This window comes from Lonsdalea populi (assembly GCF_015999465.1).
Lineage (GTDB): Bacteria > Pseudomonadota > Gammaproteobacteria > Enterobacterales > Enterobacteriaceae > Lonsdalea > Lonsdalea populi.
In genome coordinates this window covers 2,594,705-2,608,932 of sequence record NZ_CP065534.1, presented here as the reverse complement: position 1 = coordinate 2,608,932, position 14,228 = coordinate 2,594,705, and the positions used below count along the sequence as shown (strand labels likewise).

The 14,228-nt window shown below is 50.3% G+C and carries 9 protein-coding genes and 1 tRNA gene; 5 read left to right on the top strand and 5 right to left on the bottom strand.

Annotated features, from left to right (window positions below):
• Positions 1–4: 4 nt before the first annotated feature.
• The gene (locus tag I6N93_RS11440) at positions 5–976 is read left to right on the top strand and encodes an FAD:protein FMN transferase (protein WP_085685301.1); all 972 of its coding nucleotides are present in this window, start codon (positions 5–7) and stop codon (positions 974–976) included.
• A gap of 248 nt (positions 977–1,224) precedes the next feature.
• On the opposite strand, the gene I6N93_RS11435 is transcribed toward I6N93_RS11440, so the two are convergent.
• Complete coding sequence (locus I6N93_RS11435) at positions 1,225–3,438, bottom strand: TonB-dependent receptor (RefSeq protein WP_085685298.1); 2,214 nt, start codon at positions 3,436–3,438, stop codon at positions 1,225–1,227.
• A 566-nt stretch (positions 3,439–4,004) separates the two neighbouring features.
• On the opposite strand from I6N93_RS11435, the gene I6N93_RS11430 reads away from it, so the two are divergent.
• From I6N93_RS11430 to I6N93_RS11420, 3 genes are all read left to right on the top strand, one after another.
• A complete protein-coding gene (locus tag I6N93_RS11430; protein ID WP_085685295.1) occupies positions 4,005–5,204 on the top strand; it encodes a type II restriction endonuclease in 1,200 nt (399 codons plus the stop codon).
• Between the two features lie 371 nt (positions 5,205–5,575).
• Positions 5,576–7,006, top strand: a complete 1,431-nt coding sequence (locus I6N93_RS11425) for a DNA cytosine methyltransferase (RefSeq protein ID WP_085685292.1) — start codon at positions 5,576–5,578, stop codon at positions 7,004–7,006.
• A gap of 9 nt (positions 7,007–7,015) precedes the next feature.
• Entirely contained in the window at positions 7,016–7,489 is a 474-nt protein-coding gene (locus I6N93_RS11420) for a very short patch repair endonuclease (protein WP_085685288.1), read from the top strand.
• Positions 7,490–7,950: 461 nt separating this feature from the next.
• Here the strand turns inward: I6N93_RS11420 and I6N93_RS11415 are convergent.
• Positions 7,951–8,027, bottom strand: a tRNA-Arg gene (locus I6N93_RS11415).
• 355 nt (positions 8,028–8,382) lie between these two features.
• Here I6N93_RS11415 and I6N93_RS11410 point away from each other — a divergent pair.
• On the top strand, positions 8,383–10,839 hold the full coding sequence (locus tag I6N93_RS11410; protein WP_085685347.1) for a DUF3772 domain-containing protein: 2,457 nt from the start codon (positions 8,383–8,385) through the stop codon (positions 10,837–10,839).
• 245 nt (positions 10,840–11,084) lie between these two features.
• On the opposite strand, the gene I6N93_RS11405 is transcribed toward I6N93_RS11410, so the two are convergent.
• Genes I6N93_RS11405 through dgcN form a run of 3 tightly spaced genes read right to left on the bottom strand, consistent with a single transcriptional unit; the run spans position 11,085 to position 13,965 of the window.
• Positions 11,085–11,945 (bottom strand): D-amino-acid transaminase, encoded by an 861-nt coding sequence (locus I6N93_RS11405; protein ID WP_085685285.1) that lies wholly within the window; start codon positions 11,943–11,945, stop codon positions 11,085–11,087.
• A 41-nt stretch (positions 11,946–11,986) separates the two neighbouring features.
• Positions 11,987–12,967: an N-acetyl-D-Glu racemase DgcA gene (dgcA, locus tag I6N93_RS11400; protein WP_085685282.1), complete on the bottom strand. Its 981-nt coding sequence runs from the start codon at positions 12,965–12,967 to the stop codon at positions 11,987–11,989.
• Positions 12,964–13,965, bottom strand: a complete 1,002-nt coding sequence (gene dgcN, locus I6N93_RS11395; protein WP_085685279.1) for an N-acetyltransferase DgcN — start codon at positions 13,963–13,965, stop codon at positions 12,964–12,966. The genes dgcA and dgcN overlap by 4 nt, the downstream gene beginning before the upstream one ends.
• Positions 13,966–14,228: the final 263 nt, after the last annotated feature.

Below are 14,228 nucleotides of genomic sequence, written 5' to 3'. Positions count from 1 at the left end.
TTTTATGACGACGTCTGAAGACAGCTCCTTTTCCTATGCCGCGACACTGATGGGCACGCGAATTTCCTTAACGCTTTTTTCTCTCAATGAGGATCTGGTTGTTCAGGCCTTCAAACGCATCAAACGCCTCGAAGATTTGCTTACGGTGAATCGCTCCCCGTCGGAAGTCATGAATATCAATCATGCGGCGGGTCAGCATCCGGTAGTGGTGAGCCCCATCGTCTATCAGCTGATTAAACGCGCCCGGCAGGTGAGCCTGCTGGACAATAGTCATTTCAATTTCACCATCGGGCCCGTCGTCAAACTGTGGAAAATCGGTTTTAGCGGCAATTCTGTGCCTGGCGCGGCGGACATTCAACAGCGGCTGGCGCTGACGGATCCGCGCCATGTGATCCTGAACGATGCAGATCGCTCCGTGTTCCTCAAGCAGCAAGGTATGGAGATCGATCTCGGCGCTATCGCCAAAGGTTATATCGCCGACGTCATCAAAGGCTTTCTGCGGCAAAACGGCGTTAAAAATGCATTATTGAATCTGGGCGGCAACGTGCAGGCGATGGGGCGATCGTTAAACGATCCTCAGGGGCGCTGGAGTATCGGCCTTAAAAAACCCTTCGCCGAGCAGGGCGAGTTGATCGGCGTGATAAAAGCAATCGATAAATCCGTCGTCACGTCCGGTACTTACGAGCGTTACTTCACCCTCAATGGCGAGCGATATCATCATATTTTGGATCCGAAATCGGGCTACCCGCTTAATAACGAATTGGACAGTGTCACCATCGTGTCGGACGAGTCCATTGATGGCGACATCTACACCACCCTGATGTATGGCATGGGGGTGAAAGCCGGGATCGCTTATCTCCAAGACTTCCCTGGTATTACCGCGATTTTCGTGACGAAAGAGAAACAGATCATTCTGTCGCCGAACCCCAATTACGAGTTCGAGCTACTCGATGAGCGCTATTCGGTCGTTGCGTGACGAAGCAGATATCATCGCGGTGATCGCTCATGCGGATATTCGTGCTGACCTTGAAAGCGTCTTCATGATTCGCCTTCGTATTTATAGGCTGGAACGTTTTAAGTGCATGCGGTGGGGGCGGGCTGGCGTGTGTGAGTTGCTCTATTGATTCGTCTCTCCCGTTTGGCTGAAATGGCCCCCTGATGCGGAGAAACAAAAAATCCCGACGTCCATGACTGGATATCGGGATCTTAGCGCAGGGAAGGGCGTTAGAAGTCGTAGCTCATGGACACCTTGAGCGTACGGGGTTCCCCTTCGAAGACATACACGCCGTAGTCCTCGACGCCAGACCAATACTTCTCATTGGTCACGTTGTTCAGCGCGACGCGCCAGACCATTTCGTTCTGATCATTATTCACGCGAGTACGGTAGCGCAGACCCAGATCCAACGTGGTGTAGCTGTCGAGCTTTTTGGTGTTCTCCGCGTTGGCGTACTGTGAACCCGAGTGGTTCAACTGCGCCGTCGCGGTCAGACCGTCCACCGGTTTGATGTCGTATTCCGCGCCCACCACGCCGTAAAAGCGCGGAACGCCGATGGCGTCGTTGCCGTCGTTGGCGCCGTTGGCGGTTTTGGTCAAGTCAGGGTCCAGCCAGACGGTGCTGGCGTTCAGACGCACGCCCAATACGGGTTCGCCAAAGACATTTAGCTCCAGCCCGCGGTTGCGCTGCTCGCCGTCGACGCTGTAGCGATTGCTGACGCTATCTAGAATGGCCGACGGTTTCTTGATTTCAAACAGCGACATCGAGCCGCCTACGCGCCCCATATCAACCTTGACGCCCACTTCATTTTGCTTCGAATGGATGATGCCGGTGCTTTGACCCGCATTAGCCGCCGTGCTCGGCGCGATGCTGCCCGGCTGCAGGCCTTCCGTATGGTTCGCGTACAGCGACAGCTGTTCCCACGGTTTGTAAACCACGCCGTAGGTCGGCATCCAGCGGCTTTCGGTAAAGCGAGAATCCGCCTCTTCCTCGCCGGTCACGTTACTGTAGTTACGCACCACCACTTTCTGATGACGCCCGGCCGCGGTGAACAGCAGTTGGTCATTCAACACGCCGAGCGTGTCGCTCAGCAGTACGCCCTGCATGCGGGAACGACTGGTGGTCAGCGGATCCGCATAATGGCCGCCCCAAAGGGCGTTGTCCGGTATGGCGACGTCGCTGTGGTGATAGATGTTGGTGGTCGGGTTATTGAACGACATGCCCCAGGCGGTCCGGGTACGCTTAGTCAGGGCAGAGTAGCCGACATTGACCTGTTGGGATACGAAACCCGTATCAAACTTGCCACGCAAGCCGGCCATGCCGCTGAAATTATCGACGATGTTATTGGTGTCGAGGCGGGAGGCGGTCGCATCGCCATTGTCGCTGGTCAAGGTGGGCGAAGAGTAGGTGCCCATTTCATTGGCATGCTGTCCGCCCAGCGCGACGTAGGTCGTCCAGCTATCGTTAAGATCGTATTCGGTGCGAGCCATACCGAACTTGTTAGAGATATCGCTATAAGCCCACTTCTGTGAATAGTTGCGGGTGTTGCTCGGTACGGCGGGAATGTTGTCCAGGCCGCTGATGTTGACGCCCATTTCGCTGCCGTGGAACGTTTTTTTCTGGTAGCCCACATCCAGTGACGTTCGGAAGCGGTCGCCGCGATAATCCAGCCCCAGAGAGGCCAGCGTGGTACGACGTTTATCGTCATCCACGGCCGCTTCCCCTTCTCGGTGAACCACGTTCATGCGTACACCAAACTGATTGTCGTCGCCGAAACGACGGCCCAGATCCAGACTGCCGCCTACCTGCGAAGACGACGTGTAATCGACGCCTACGCGGGTTGTCGGTGTGTCTTCCGCGCGTTTGGGTTCGAGGTTGATCATGCCGCCGACGGCGCTGGTGGCCGCGCCGTTCACCAGTGAATTAGCGCCTTTGAAGACTTCCACGCGGTCGAGCATCTGGGTATCCACCACCTGACGCGGCACCACGCCCGCCAGACCGCTCATCGTCATGTCGTCGCCGTCCAGCTTAAAACCGCGAATCCGATAAGTTTCCGCCACGTTGCCGTAGCCCTGAACCGCCTGCACGCCTGCATCGCTGTGTACCAGCTCGGCAATGGTTTTCGCCTGTTTGTCCTGCACCATTTTAGCGGTGTAACCCACCACGTTAAATGGCACATCCAAGGCCTTTTGTTCACCGAGCATCCCCAGACGCCCGCCGTTGGCGACCTGACCATCCAGATAGGCGGGAACCAGCGCATCGCCGCCGGACCGGAAGTTCTCCGTCTCGCTCGCCTGCACCACAATCGTATCTTTGGAATCGGTCTCGGCATCAGTATTGGCAGGCGTCGTTGCTGCTGCGGCAGCCGTCTGAGCGAGCGAGCCTGCCGCCAGAGCCAGCAACGTTTTACGTAAAGGCGTGGATGTGTTTTTGACGTTATACATAGTTCGCTTGACTATTTAAGAAGATTGACAGTGGCAAATCCCGTCTCCGGGGCGTTTTTATTGATTCAACGTTGCAGGCCGGGTTGCTCGTGACCTGAGGGTTGAGAAGCTTCAGCGATGTAGTCACCGGCAATGCCTTGAATATTCGGGCTATGAATAATCGTTAGCCGGGAGAGCGGCGTTCTGCTTGCCGCGCGGTTGGCGAAAGACAGGGATAAATAGCCGCAATTAAAAATAAGAACTATACGCATCCGCGTTACGCAATCAAGGGGTTTGTGGAAACCAGAGGGAAGCGGTCTGGGGATAGGTGATTAGTGGGCGGGGTTGGCTAACACCCCATTATAAGGGGTACGAATAAGGTAACGGGTTTGCAGGAGAAGAGGGGAAAGGTATTTTTGTCGGTGAACGGTTTTCTTTGGTTTTTTGTAGCGTTAAGGTTATAGGACGAAGTTTTGGTCCATTATGTGCAATTCTTGTAGAATAGAAATAGTTAATAATCAAACACAATTTAGGGTAGCAGAGTCATTTATTGCATTGGCTGCAAACAATATAAAACGGAGAATGCCATGTCTGGATTGCATGAATGGTTACAGGAAAAATCAGATAATAATAACTTCTTTCTTATCAAGAGATTATCAGCGAACGATACTGGCGCCACAGGCGGACATCAGGTTGGTCTCTATATACCATCTAATGTGGTAGGGACTCTCTTTCCATCGATAAACCATACGAATGAACTTAATCCTTCAGTAATGTTAACAGCGCATGTCTCGTCGCATGTTTGTCCGGATAGCCAGGCAAGAGCAATTTACTATAACAGCCGCTATTTTGGTAAAACTAGAAATGAAAAGCGGATCACACGCTGGGGCCGAGGAAGCCCTCTTCAGGATACTGAAAACACAGGGGCACTTACACTATTGGCGTTTGATTTTACACCTGAGAAGGACTGTGAATTCGTTGACATATGGGTCTGTATCAATGCTGACGAAGAAGATATTATCGAGTCAATGATCGGAGAAGTCTTGCCTGGAGTAGTACTTTTCGATGTCGGAGAAAAAATTTTCGGGGGCTTTGCGTTTACACCTAAAGAATTAAGACCTACGTTTAACATCCCCATCGAATGGAAAAATAATTTTCCTACCGGACGTGAAATTATTCGTTTTGCAGCTGAACATTATTCCGAAAGTTATGGGGAACCTGATAAAAAACTTATCGAGCGCAGACATATTGAGTATCAAATATTTCTACACATAGAGGAAATTCACGTACTGGATATTATCCGTAAAGGATTTGGTTCTGTTGGTGAATTCATCTCAATGGCTAACTCTGTCAGTAACAGAAGAAAGTCTCGTGCGGGAAAATCTCTGGAATTACACCTTGAACAGCTGTTTATTGAACATGGCCTGGCACAATTTTCCACTCAGGTTAAAACGGAAGGAAATAAAAAACCTGATTTTCTTTTTCCATCAGAATTGGCATACCGTGATACTAGGTTTCCTGACAATAAACTCCGAATGCTGGCGGTTAAAACAACATGTAAAGATCGTTGGCGTCAGATTCTAAATGAAGCAAACAGGATAAAAAACATTCATCTTTTCACTCTCCAGGAAGGTGTGTCTCTTGCTCAGTTTAGGGAAATGCGGCAAGAAGGGGTAACTCTGGTTGTCCCTTCATCACTTCATAAAAAATATCCTGAAGAGATCAGGGATAACATTATGACGCTTGGCGAGTTTATCGAGGAACTTTGTGAACTTTATGCTGATTGATTAAGCGTGGTTATCGATTTCTTCGGTGATTAAATAGTACAAGAGCATCTGGGCACCTAACGATTTCAAACTATCAGACTCAGTTACGTAGCCTGGTACATGTTAGTGGGTAGGCGGGATGCATTCAGGTAAAGATGGAAATTTTGGTTTGCCGGGGTGCAAGTTTTAGTCATGGTTCTTGTAGCCAATGTTTGTGCTAAGTAAGGGGTTTTCATTGATACTCAGCCGCAATGGTTTTATAGACGGATAAAAGTAATTATTAGTTATTATGTTACGGTAATTATCTGGTTTTTTGTACAGCTGAACTTTTTTCTGGGTTAATTTAGTGATAAAGTTACACTGAAACTTCCCATTTGATAGACGGCATTGAAATGAACGAGCTAGAGCTGATTGCACAAAAATTGATAGAGCAGAATGAGCAAGATCAGCTCAGGAAGAGAGAAGATGATAAATTATTAATCAGAAAACTTGTTGAAATTTATGATCAAAAGTATGTTGCAGAGGCACTTCGTGCTGTCAGCCACAGTGATTGGACCCGAGAAACACTTAACCGGTGGTTAAATGGAAAAATGGTACAAAAGGCACTAACAGAGTTGGAAGTACAGATGCTAAACAGCCTAATGCCTTCTCCACCAGATCACCATCCTCGTTACGGTTTTCGCTTTATCGATTTATTTGCGGGAATTGGCGGGATTAGGAAAGGATTTGAGGAAATAGGCGGGCAATGTGTGTTTACCAGTGAATGGAATAAAGATGCAGTTCGCACTTATAAGGCAAATTGGTATTGTGATCCGGAACATCACATATTCAACTCTGATATTAGAGAAATTACGTTAAGTAATGATCAATCCATTAGTGAAAAAAAAGCATACAAAAAAATCGAATGTGAAATTCCTGACCACGATGTATTGCTTGCGGGTTTTCCGTGTCAGCCATTTTCTCTAGCTGGCGTATCCAAGAAAAACTCATTGGGCCGTGCTCATGGTTTCGAATGCGAAACTCAGGGGACTTTGTTTTTTGATGTTGCTCGTATTATTGCAGCTAAAAAACCGGCCATTTTTTTACTGGAAAATGTGAAAAACCTAAAAAGTCATGATAAAGGAAAAACTTTTCGGGTGATTATGCAAACGCTGGACGAACTTGGATACGCGGTTGCTGATTCTGAACACATGGGGTCAGATGACCCTAAAATTATTGATGGTAAAAATTTCTTGCCGCAGCATCGTGAACGTATTGTTTTGGTAGGATTCCGGCGTGAACTTAATATTCATAAAGGGTTTACTCTGAAAAATATTCATCAGTTCTTTCCGGAGAAACGATTGACTCTCAAAGAGCTACTTGACGATAGAGTTGATAGCAAATATGTACTTACCCCTGCTCTCTGGAAATATTTATATAACTACGCGAAAAAGCATCAGGCAAAAGGGAATGGTTTTGGGTTTGGTCTTGTATCGCCAAGAAATCCGGATAGTGTTACCCGGACTTTGTCGGCTAGATACCATAAAGATGGTTCCGAAATACTAATTGATCGCGGATGGGATAAGGAACTAGGAGAACGAGATTTTGATAACGAAGAGAATCAGAAAAACAGACCTAGAAGGTTGACGCCTCGGGAATGTGCTCGTTTGATGGGGTTTGAGTCGCCAAACGGCACGTCTTTCCGTATCCCGGTATCTGATACTCAAGCATATCGGCAGTTTGGAAATTCGGTGGTTGTCCCAGTTTTTGCTGCCGTAGCAAAAATGTTGATACCTTATATTAACAAGGCAGTTGAGCTAAAAAATAACAAAAAGGTCGCATAAAGTCTGACTATGGCTGATGTTCATAACCCATCTGTTCGCAGCAAAAATATGAAAGCGATCCGTAATCATGACACAGCCATCGAGATTAAGCTGGCAACGATTCTTGATAATTTAGGATTTGAGTTTCGTACACAGGTGAAAGATTTGTCCGGAAATCCTGACTTTGTTATTGATCAATATAGAAAAATAATTTTTACTCATGGATGCTTCTGGCACCGGCATGAGTGTTATCTTTTCAAAGTTCCAGCGACACGCACCGAATTTTGGATAGAAAAAATTGGGCGGAATGTAGCACGGGATAAAAATATCTGCGAAAAGCTCAAAAATGATGGCTGGCACATAATGATCATCTGGGAATGTGCCATAAAAGGTCGACACAGACTTTCTGTTCAGGAGCTATCAGAAAGAGTTGAGGAGTGGGTTTGCGCAGGAAGCGATTCTGTGGAAATTGATACTAAAGGGATACACGGTAGACATATTTAGATTATTTATGATTGTTTTTTAATCGCTATTATCGATGTGTTTTTACCAAAAAAATTAAATAGTAAATAATACTAAAACGGTAAATTATCAGTGGAATATTTATAAAAAATTATCAGAATTAATATATAAAATATTGGTAGATGTTTCGATAATGAATAAAATATTTTTAATTAAATACTCAATTTGTCAAACAATGAATTTAAATAAGTGACAAATATTACTCATGGGTATGTTATTTGTCAATGTTGAGGGACAATGTTATTAACATAACATCCTTAATCTTGTCTGAAGGAGTGCAGGAGGCCTTCGGTAACCTTTAGGCAAGAAGAGTTATGTAAACGACTCATTGATTTGGTCTTCATCGGAATAGATTCAATTTATTTAATGAAATATATAAATAGATTATAGTTTGATCTAAAAATGACTTTTGCTGAATACGGTGGTTATAGAAGGACTATAAATGGTACGCCCTACAGGATTCGAACCTGTGACCTACGGCTTAGAAGGCCGTTGCTCTATCCAACTGAGCTAAGGGCGCCTTGGGAAGAGAGATTGCGGTGTGCCGCAACCAATAACAAGTGGGCTGGATTATACCCACCCCCCCCGGTGAGTCAACGACTTGACGGCCGATTTTGACCAGACGGCGATTCCCTGTACAGCCAGGCGCGGTTATCGCTTTCTGCGGCTCAATAGCGCTATTTTTTCGAGCCTCATCGCGAAAAGCTTTTTTTCGTTTCATCGTAAACCTTTGCTAGCGCGATGAGATGCGCAATTACGGTCTCCTCTGATTGGAACTTTGCCATACTTTTGTACTATTGAATTACACTCTAGCCAGCCTGGTATGGGTGTGTGAATATCCTCTGTCTCTGATGAATCTGGGAACCTTTCGCTATATGCCGACTTTATTTTCCGTAATGATGCGTGTTTTTTTGTGGGCGATTTTGGTCTTGCCGCTGGGATATGGCGTGGCGGCAGAGACGGCATCTCAATCTGCACAGGAAAATGGAGAGTCCAACGTCAATGTCGATGCTGAATTGGTACAGCTACAAAAGCAGTTGGACAGCATCAAGCAGCAGGTGTCGGGGGTTAACAGCGACAGCAAGTTCGGCGATCTGAACGATCAAACCCAGCAGCTCATTAGCAAGGCGGACGAACTCTCGGCGATTGTGACGCCGCTTCGTTCGCAGATGCAGTCGCAGCTTAATGTGCTGGGACCAGAGCCCGAGTCAGGTTCTGCACTCAATGAAACCAATGAGGTGACGCGTAAGCGCAACAGCCTCAACCAGAAAAAAGTCAATCTGGATGCTCAGTTAGTACAGATACAGGCGCTGCATGCCAGCACAGCCAATCTCTCGGCGCAAATCGTCAACTTGCGGCGCAATGCATTAAAAACACAGCTCGCTCTCGACTCAGGCAGCCTTTTTGGTACGCGATTCTGGTCACCAGTTGTTAACCCTCAGCCGGAGGACGTAAGCCGGTTCTCTTCGTTTTCTCAGCAGGTGGCGAGTGCCTTTACCGGCGCATGGAGCGCAGACTGGCGTTGGGGGTCTGCGCTACTGCTGCTGATTGCGCTTGCGTTGGTGGCGGTTGGGGGCAAATACCTGGAGAAATATTTGGCCTGGCTGGGGATTCACAAGCTACCGGAAGGGCGGCTGCGGCGCAGCTTCCTCGCGACAGCGACCGTCATGTCCACCGTGCTGACGATAGGGATTGCCGCAAATCTGGTCGACTATACTTTTACTCGTCATGGCATCGCCTCTGAGCGCATCGCCTCTTTTATGGATACGCTGGTACGCCTGACGGTGTTCTGCGCCATGATTGCCGGTTTGGGGAGAGCTTTCCTGTCTAACCAACGGCCTTCGTGGCGGCTGCCTGCCATCTCTAATCCGGTAGCGAAGGCCATGACGCCGTTTCCGGTGATCGCCGCGTTAATTATTCTAATCTTCGGGATCGTCGAGCAGGTGACCATCACGATGGGGACCACGGTCGCTGTTACTATTGTGGTTAACGGGCTGGCGACGCTATTCCTGGCATTGACGACGGGCATGGTTGCGCTGAGAAGCAATCAGATACGTCGTCAGATGGTGGCAACCGGGGAGCAACCGGAAGCACGTTCCACGCTTTCGGGGATCATTCATCTGGCGGTTTTGCTGACGACCTTTGCCGTGCTGGTTTCGCTGGTCACCGGCTATATCTCCCTTGCGCGTTTTTTGATTTACGAGTTAGTGTGGATAGCGATCGTCTTCTCCTGCCTCTATCTATTTTCCACGCTGGTGTCCGATATGTGTGAAAGCGTGTTTTCACCGAATAACCTCAGCGGTCAGCGCATCAAAAGTTCTCTCAATCTTGATGACCGTCACCTGTCGCAGGCCACGGCACTACTCTCTGCCGCAGGTAAGGTCTTCCTGATTTTAATGGCCGCGGTCGCGCTGCTGAATGGAACGTTTGGTACTACTACGCCGCTGGAGCTGATGCAAAAAGCGCTGGACATCTGGGGTGGGAAAGGGCTGGAAAATCTGCGTATCGTTCCTGCAAGACTGGTGGACGCGCTGATTTTTCTGGCGATAGCCCTGTACGCCATGCGTTCTTCACGGCGCTGGCTGGAAAATGATTTTTTGCCGAAAACGACGCTGGATCGCGGGATACGGGCGTCGATGGTCACGATGTTCAGCAACGTCGGCTACATCATCATCATTCTGCTGACGCTGGCTACGCTCGGCATTCAGTGGAACAAGCTGGCGTGGATTGTTAGCGCGCTGTCGGTGGGTATCGGCTTCGGTCTGCAGGAAATAGTGAAAAACTTTATCTCGGGAGTGATTTTGCTGACGGAGCGTCCGGTGAAAGTGGGCGATCTGGTTAATATCAGCGGAGTTGAAGGCGATATCCGACGTATTAATGTGCGTGCGACGGAAATTCAGCTCAGCGACCTATCGACGGTCATTGTACCCAACTCGCAGTTTATCTCGCAGAACGTGCGCAATATCACGATGGGCAACGCGTTCGGCGTGGCGACGCTGGCGTTGTCTTTCCCGCTGGACACCGACCCCCATGAGGCCAGAACGATTCTGTTGGACTCCTATACCGAGCACGAAGGGATTTTGACGAGTCCCGCGCCTTCCGTCACGTTCAGTCAGTTAAGTGCCAATGGCATGGTGCTCAGCGTAACAGGATACGTCAGCAGTCCTCGTCTGGTGGCGAGTGTGAAAAGCGACCTGTTGTTCGAGATAATTAAACGGCTGCGTGCCGCGAGCATTCCGCTGGCGGTTCCTCAGCGCATGGTATTGGAAAATGCGCAGAACACATCAACCGTAGTCCCGCCTCTTTTGGGCGATAACGCGTCGCGCTCCTGAAGGGGCTTGCAGGCTAAAATTCGTTTGGGAATGCGGTAGGGAACAAAAGTCACGAGCCGTTGGATATAGCGATGAAATGAAAAAACTGGCGGGTTTCCTCCAAATAGAGGGCAATGTGCTGATGCAAGGTTTGTCGATTGCGGCTGTTGGCCGGTGGTTAGGGTTGTCTGAAACGAGTGAGCCGACAGATGCTACGTCATAGGGTCATCTGTCGGCTTCAAGATGATATCTCGTACAAGCTGCTTTTACCGCGTCTGCTGTTTAACCATTTCGATATAGATGTCGCGCAGGCGACGCGTAATGGGGCCCGGTTTACCGTCGCCGATGGTGCGGTCATCAAGCGTAACCACCGGCAGAACGAAGGTGGTGGCGGAGCTAATGAAAACCTCTTTGGCGTGATAGGCTTCTTCCGGCGTGAACAGCCGTTCTTCCAGTCGAATGCCGTCCTGCTCCGCCAACTGCAAGATAGCCTTGCGGGTGATGCCGTGCAGGATGTCGTTGCTGAGAGGGCGGGTCACCACCGTATTATCGTGCAGTACGATGTAGCAGTTGCAGGAACTCCCTTCCGTTACAAAGCCGTTTTCCACCATAAAGGCGTCTTCCGCGTTGTGTGCGTGGGCAAACTCTTTCGCAAGACAGGCCGCCAGCAGGCTCACGGTTTTGATATCGCGGCGGTGCCAGCGAATGTCCGGGCAGGTCACAACTCTCAGCCCGCGCTCCGCCGCCGGGTTTTCCAGCACCGGCCGAGCCTGGGTAAACAGGACCAGCGTCGATTTCACGTCGGCGCCGGGGAAGTGAAAATCACGGTCGCCCGCGTTGCCGCGCGTCAACTGCAGGTAGATAGCACCCTCCTGCATCCGATTTTTTTCGATTAACGCATGATGAATATTTTTTAGCTCTTCAACGCTGACCGGCAGCGTCAGCGACAGCTCCCGGCAAGAGCGCTGCAGGCGGGTCATATGACCGTCGAACTCGGCTGGTTTGCCGTTGACTACGGCGGTCACTTCATAGACGGCATCCGCGAACAGAAAACCGCGGTCGAATATGGAAACAGATGCTTCCTGTTCCTGCACATAGCGGCCGTCAACATAAACAAGACGTTGCATTACAACACTCCTCTAACTCGTTATTTGGCGCAGCGTATGCGTTATCCCCATAGTGCCGCTCTGGGTGGTGCGATGATACTGCCATCATACTGCAGACCATTATCGCGATCGCGTTGCAACAACAGTGGGCCGTCCAGGTCGACCACCTGAACGCCTTGCGCCACAAAGGTTGCCGGCGCCATCGACAGCGACGTGCCGACCATGCAGCCGACCATGATCTGCAAGCCCGCCTTTTCGGCCTCGGCGCGCAGGCGCATGGCCTCGGTCAGACCGCCGGTTTTATCCAGCTTGATATTAATCATGTCGTAACAGCCGGCGATGTCGGTCAGCGAATCACAGTCATGACAGGACTCGTCGGCGCAGATGGGAATGGGGTGCGGCAACACTTTCAGTTCGCTGTCTTGTCCGGCTGGCAGAGGCTGCTCAATCATCGTCACGCCCAGCGCCGCCAGCTCGGGCACCAGTTTTAGATACAGTTCGGCGTTCCAGCCCTCGTTGGCGTCGACGATCAGGCGTGCGGCGGGCGCACCTGCACGCACGGCAGCAACTCTCGCTAAGTCGTCTTTATCCGCCAGCTTTAGCTTCAGCAAGGGTCTGGCGGATTGTCGCTGGGCCGATTTACGCATGTTATCCGGCGTATCTAACGACAAGGTATAGGCGGTTTCGAGCACATTGGGTGCTGACAACGGCAGCCTTTGCCAAATTCGCTGTCCGGACTGTTTACACGCCAAATCCCAAAAGGCGCAGTCGACTGCGTTACGCGCCGCGCCGGAGGGCAGACGGCGTTGGAGTGCTATACGATCCAGCCCGTTGCGGAGATCGTCCTCGAGTGAGCGGATCTGCGCCATTACGCTATCAATGGACTCGCCGTAGCGCGCATAGGGAACGCACTCGCCATAGCCTGTCGCGCCACCGGCGCTCAGCGCCACCACGACCACATCGGCCTGAGTTTTGCTGCCGCGCGAAATGGTGAAGGTGTTTTGCAGCGGCCAGCTTTCATGAGAGACGTGAAGTTCTGTCATAGGTCTGCCAACTGGTCAACGATGCGTCCAACACCTTGACGGAAGGGATCGACTACCGGCAGGCCGAATTTGCTTTCCGTCTCGGTAATGAATTTTTGCGCGGTGGCTTCATCTAACGCCGAGGTATTGACGGAGATGCCGACGAAACGCGCATTGGGATTGGTGAGATGCGCCATAGACAGGTTCAGCGCCATACAGGTGGCGAGATCCGGGATGGGGTAGTCGACGCCGCGCATGGTCTTACGTGTCGGTTCGTGGCACAGCACCAGCGCATCTGGCTGAGCGCCGTGAATGATGCCGGTGGTCACGCCCGCAAAGGAAGGATGAAACAGCGAGCCTTGACCTTCGATCACATCCCAGTGGTCGGCGTCATTGGCTGGAGCAAGCACCTCGACGGCACCGGCGGTAAAGTCTGACACTACTGCGTCGATGCTGACGCCTGAGCCGCTAATCAGAATACCGGTCTGTCCGGTCGCCCGAAAGGTCGCCTTCTCACCGCGCGCAAGCAGCTCTTTCTCAATCGCCAAGGCGGTATACATCTTGCCGCAGGAGCAGTCGGTGCCGACCGGAAGCAGTCGTTTGCCGGTACGTTTGCGACCGTTGGCGACAGGAAAGGTTTGTGTGGGATGACGGACGTCGAAAAGGTGGCGTCCCAGTTTGGCGGCCAGCGCGCTGAGTTCGGGGACGTCGGCAAGACGATTGTGCAGCCCGGCGGCCAGGTCCATGCCGCTTTCCAGCGCCTCGCTTAATACGGTGATCCACGCGTCAGAAATGATCCCGCCCCGGTTGGCGACGCCAATCACCAGCGTTTGTGCTCCGGCGGCGCGGGCCGTTGCAATGTCCATATCGGGCAGTTGGCAGTCGGCGTGACAGCCTTCCATGCGATACTGGCCTACACAATATTCGGGATGCCATTGCTTGATGCCGATGGCCACTTTGGCGGCCAGCTGATCGTGCGCATCACCCAGAAATAACAGATAAGGCTTTTTGATATCCATCATACATCCTCGAATTAGATTTCGGCGTAAGTCATTAACAATGTGTCAGGTTTTTTAGGGGCGAAAAGATGTGTCTGTGCAACCGATAATAATGATAGTTATATTGTTGTCAATGTAGGTGGTCATTCAGTTTTTATGCCTGCCAGATTGGAATTTGTTGGGTTTTAAATTTCAATATTGCGTACTTTTTTGGAATTTAATATCGATAAAATTTTATATTTGGAATTGTCGTTTTTTTAATAAAAAAAACAGGCGGTATTTTT

Excerpts from the sequence above, each read along its gene's own strand:
- I6N93_RS11440 (WP_085685301.1), top strand. The coding sequence starts at position 5 with ATGACGACGTCTGAAGACAGCTCCTTTTCCTATGCCGCGACACTGATG.
- I6N93_RS11435 (WP_085685298.1), bottom strand. The coding sequence starts at position 3,438 with ATGTATAACGTCAAAAACACATCCACGCCTTTACGTAAAACGTTGCTG.
- I6N93_RS11410 (WP_085685347.1), top strand. The coding sequence starts at position 8,383 with ATGCCGACTTTATTTTCCGTAATGATGCGTGTTTTTTTGTGGGCGATT.
- I6N93_RS11425 (WP_085685292.1), top strand. The coding sequence starts at position 5,576 with ATGAACGAGCTAGAGCTGATTGCACAAAAATTGATAGAGCAGAATGAG.
- I6N93_RS11420 (WP_085685288.1), top strand. The coding sequence starts at position 7,016 with ATGGCTGATGTTCATAACCCATCTGTTCGCAGCAAAAATATGAAAGCG.
- I6N93_RS11430 (WP_085685295.1), top strand. The coding sequence starts at position 4,005 with ATGTCTGGATTGCATGAATGGTTACAGGAAAAATCAGATAATAATAAC.
- I6N93_RS11405 (WP_085685285.1), bottom strand. The coding sequence starts at position 11,945 with ATGCAACGTCTTGTTTATGTTGACGGCCGCTATGTGCAGGAACAGGAA.
- dgcN (WP_085685279.1), bottom strand. The coding sequence starts at position 13,965 with ATGGATATCAAAAAGCCTTATCTGTTATTTCTGGGTGATGCGCACGAT.
- dgcA (WP_085685282.1), bottom strand. The coding sequence starts at position 12,967 with ATGACAGAACTTCACGTCTCTCATGAAAGCTGGCCGCTGCAAAACACC.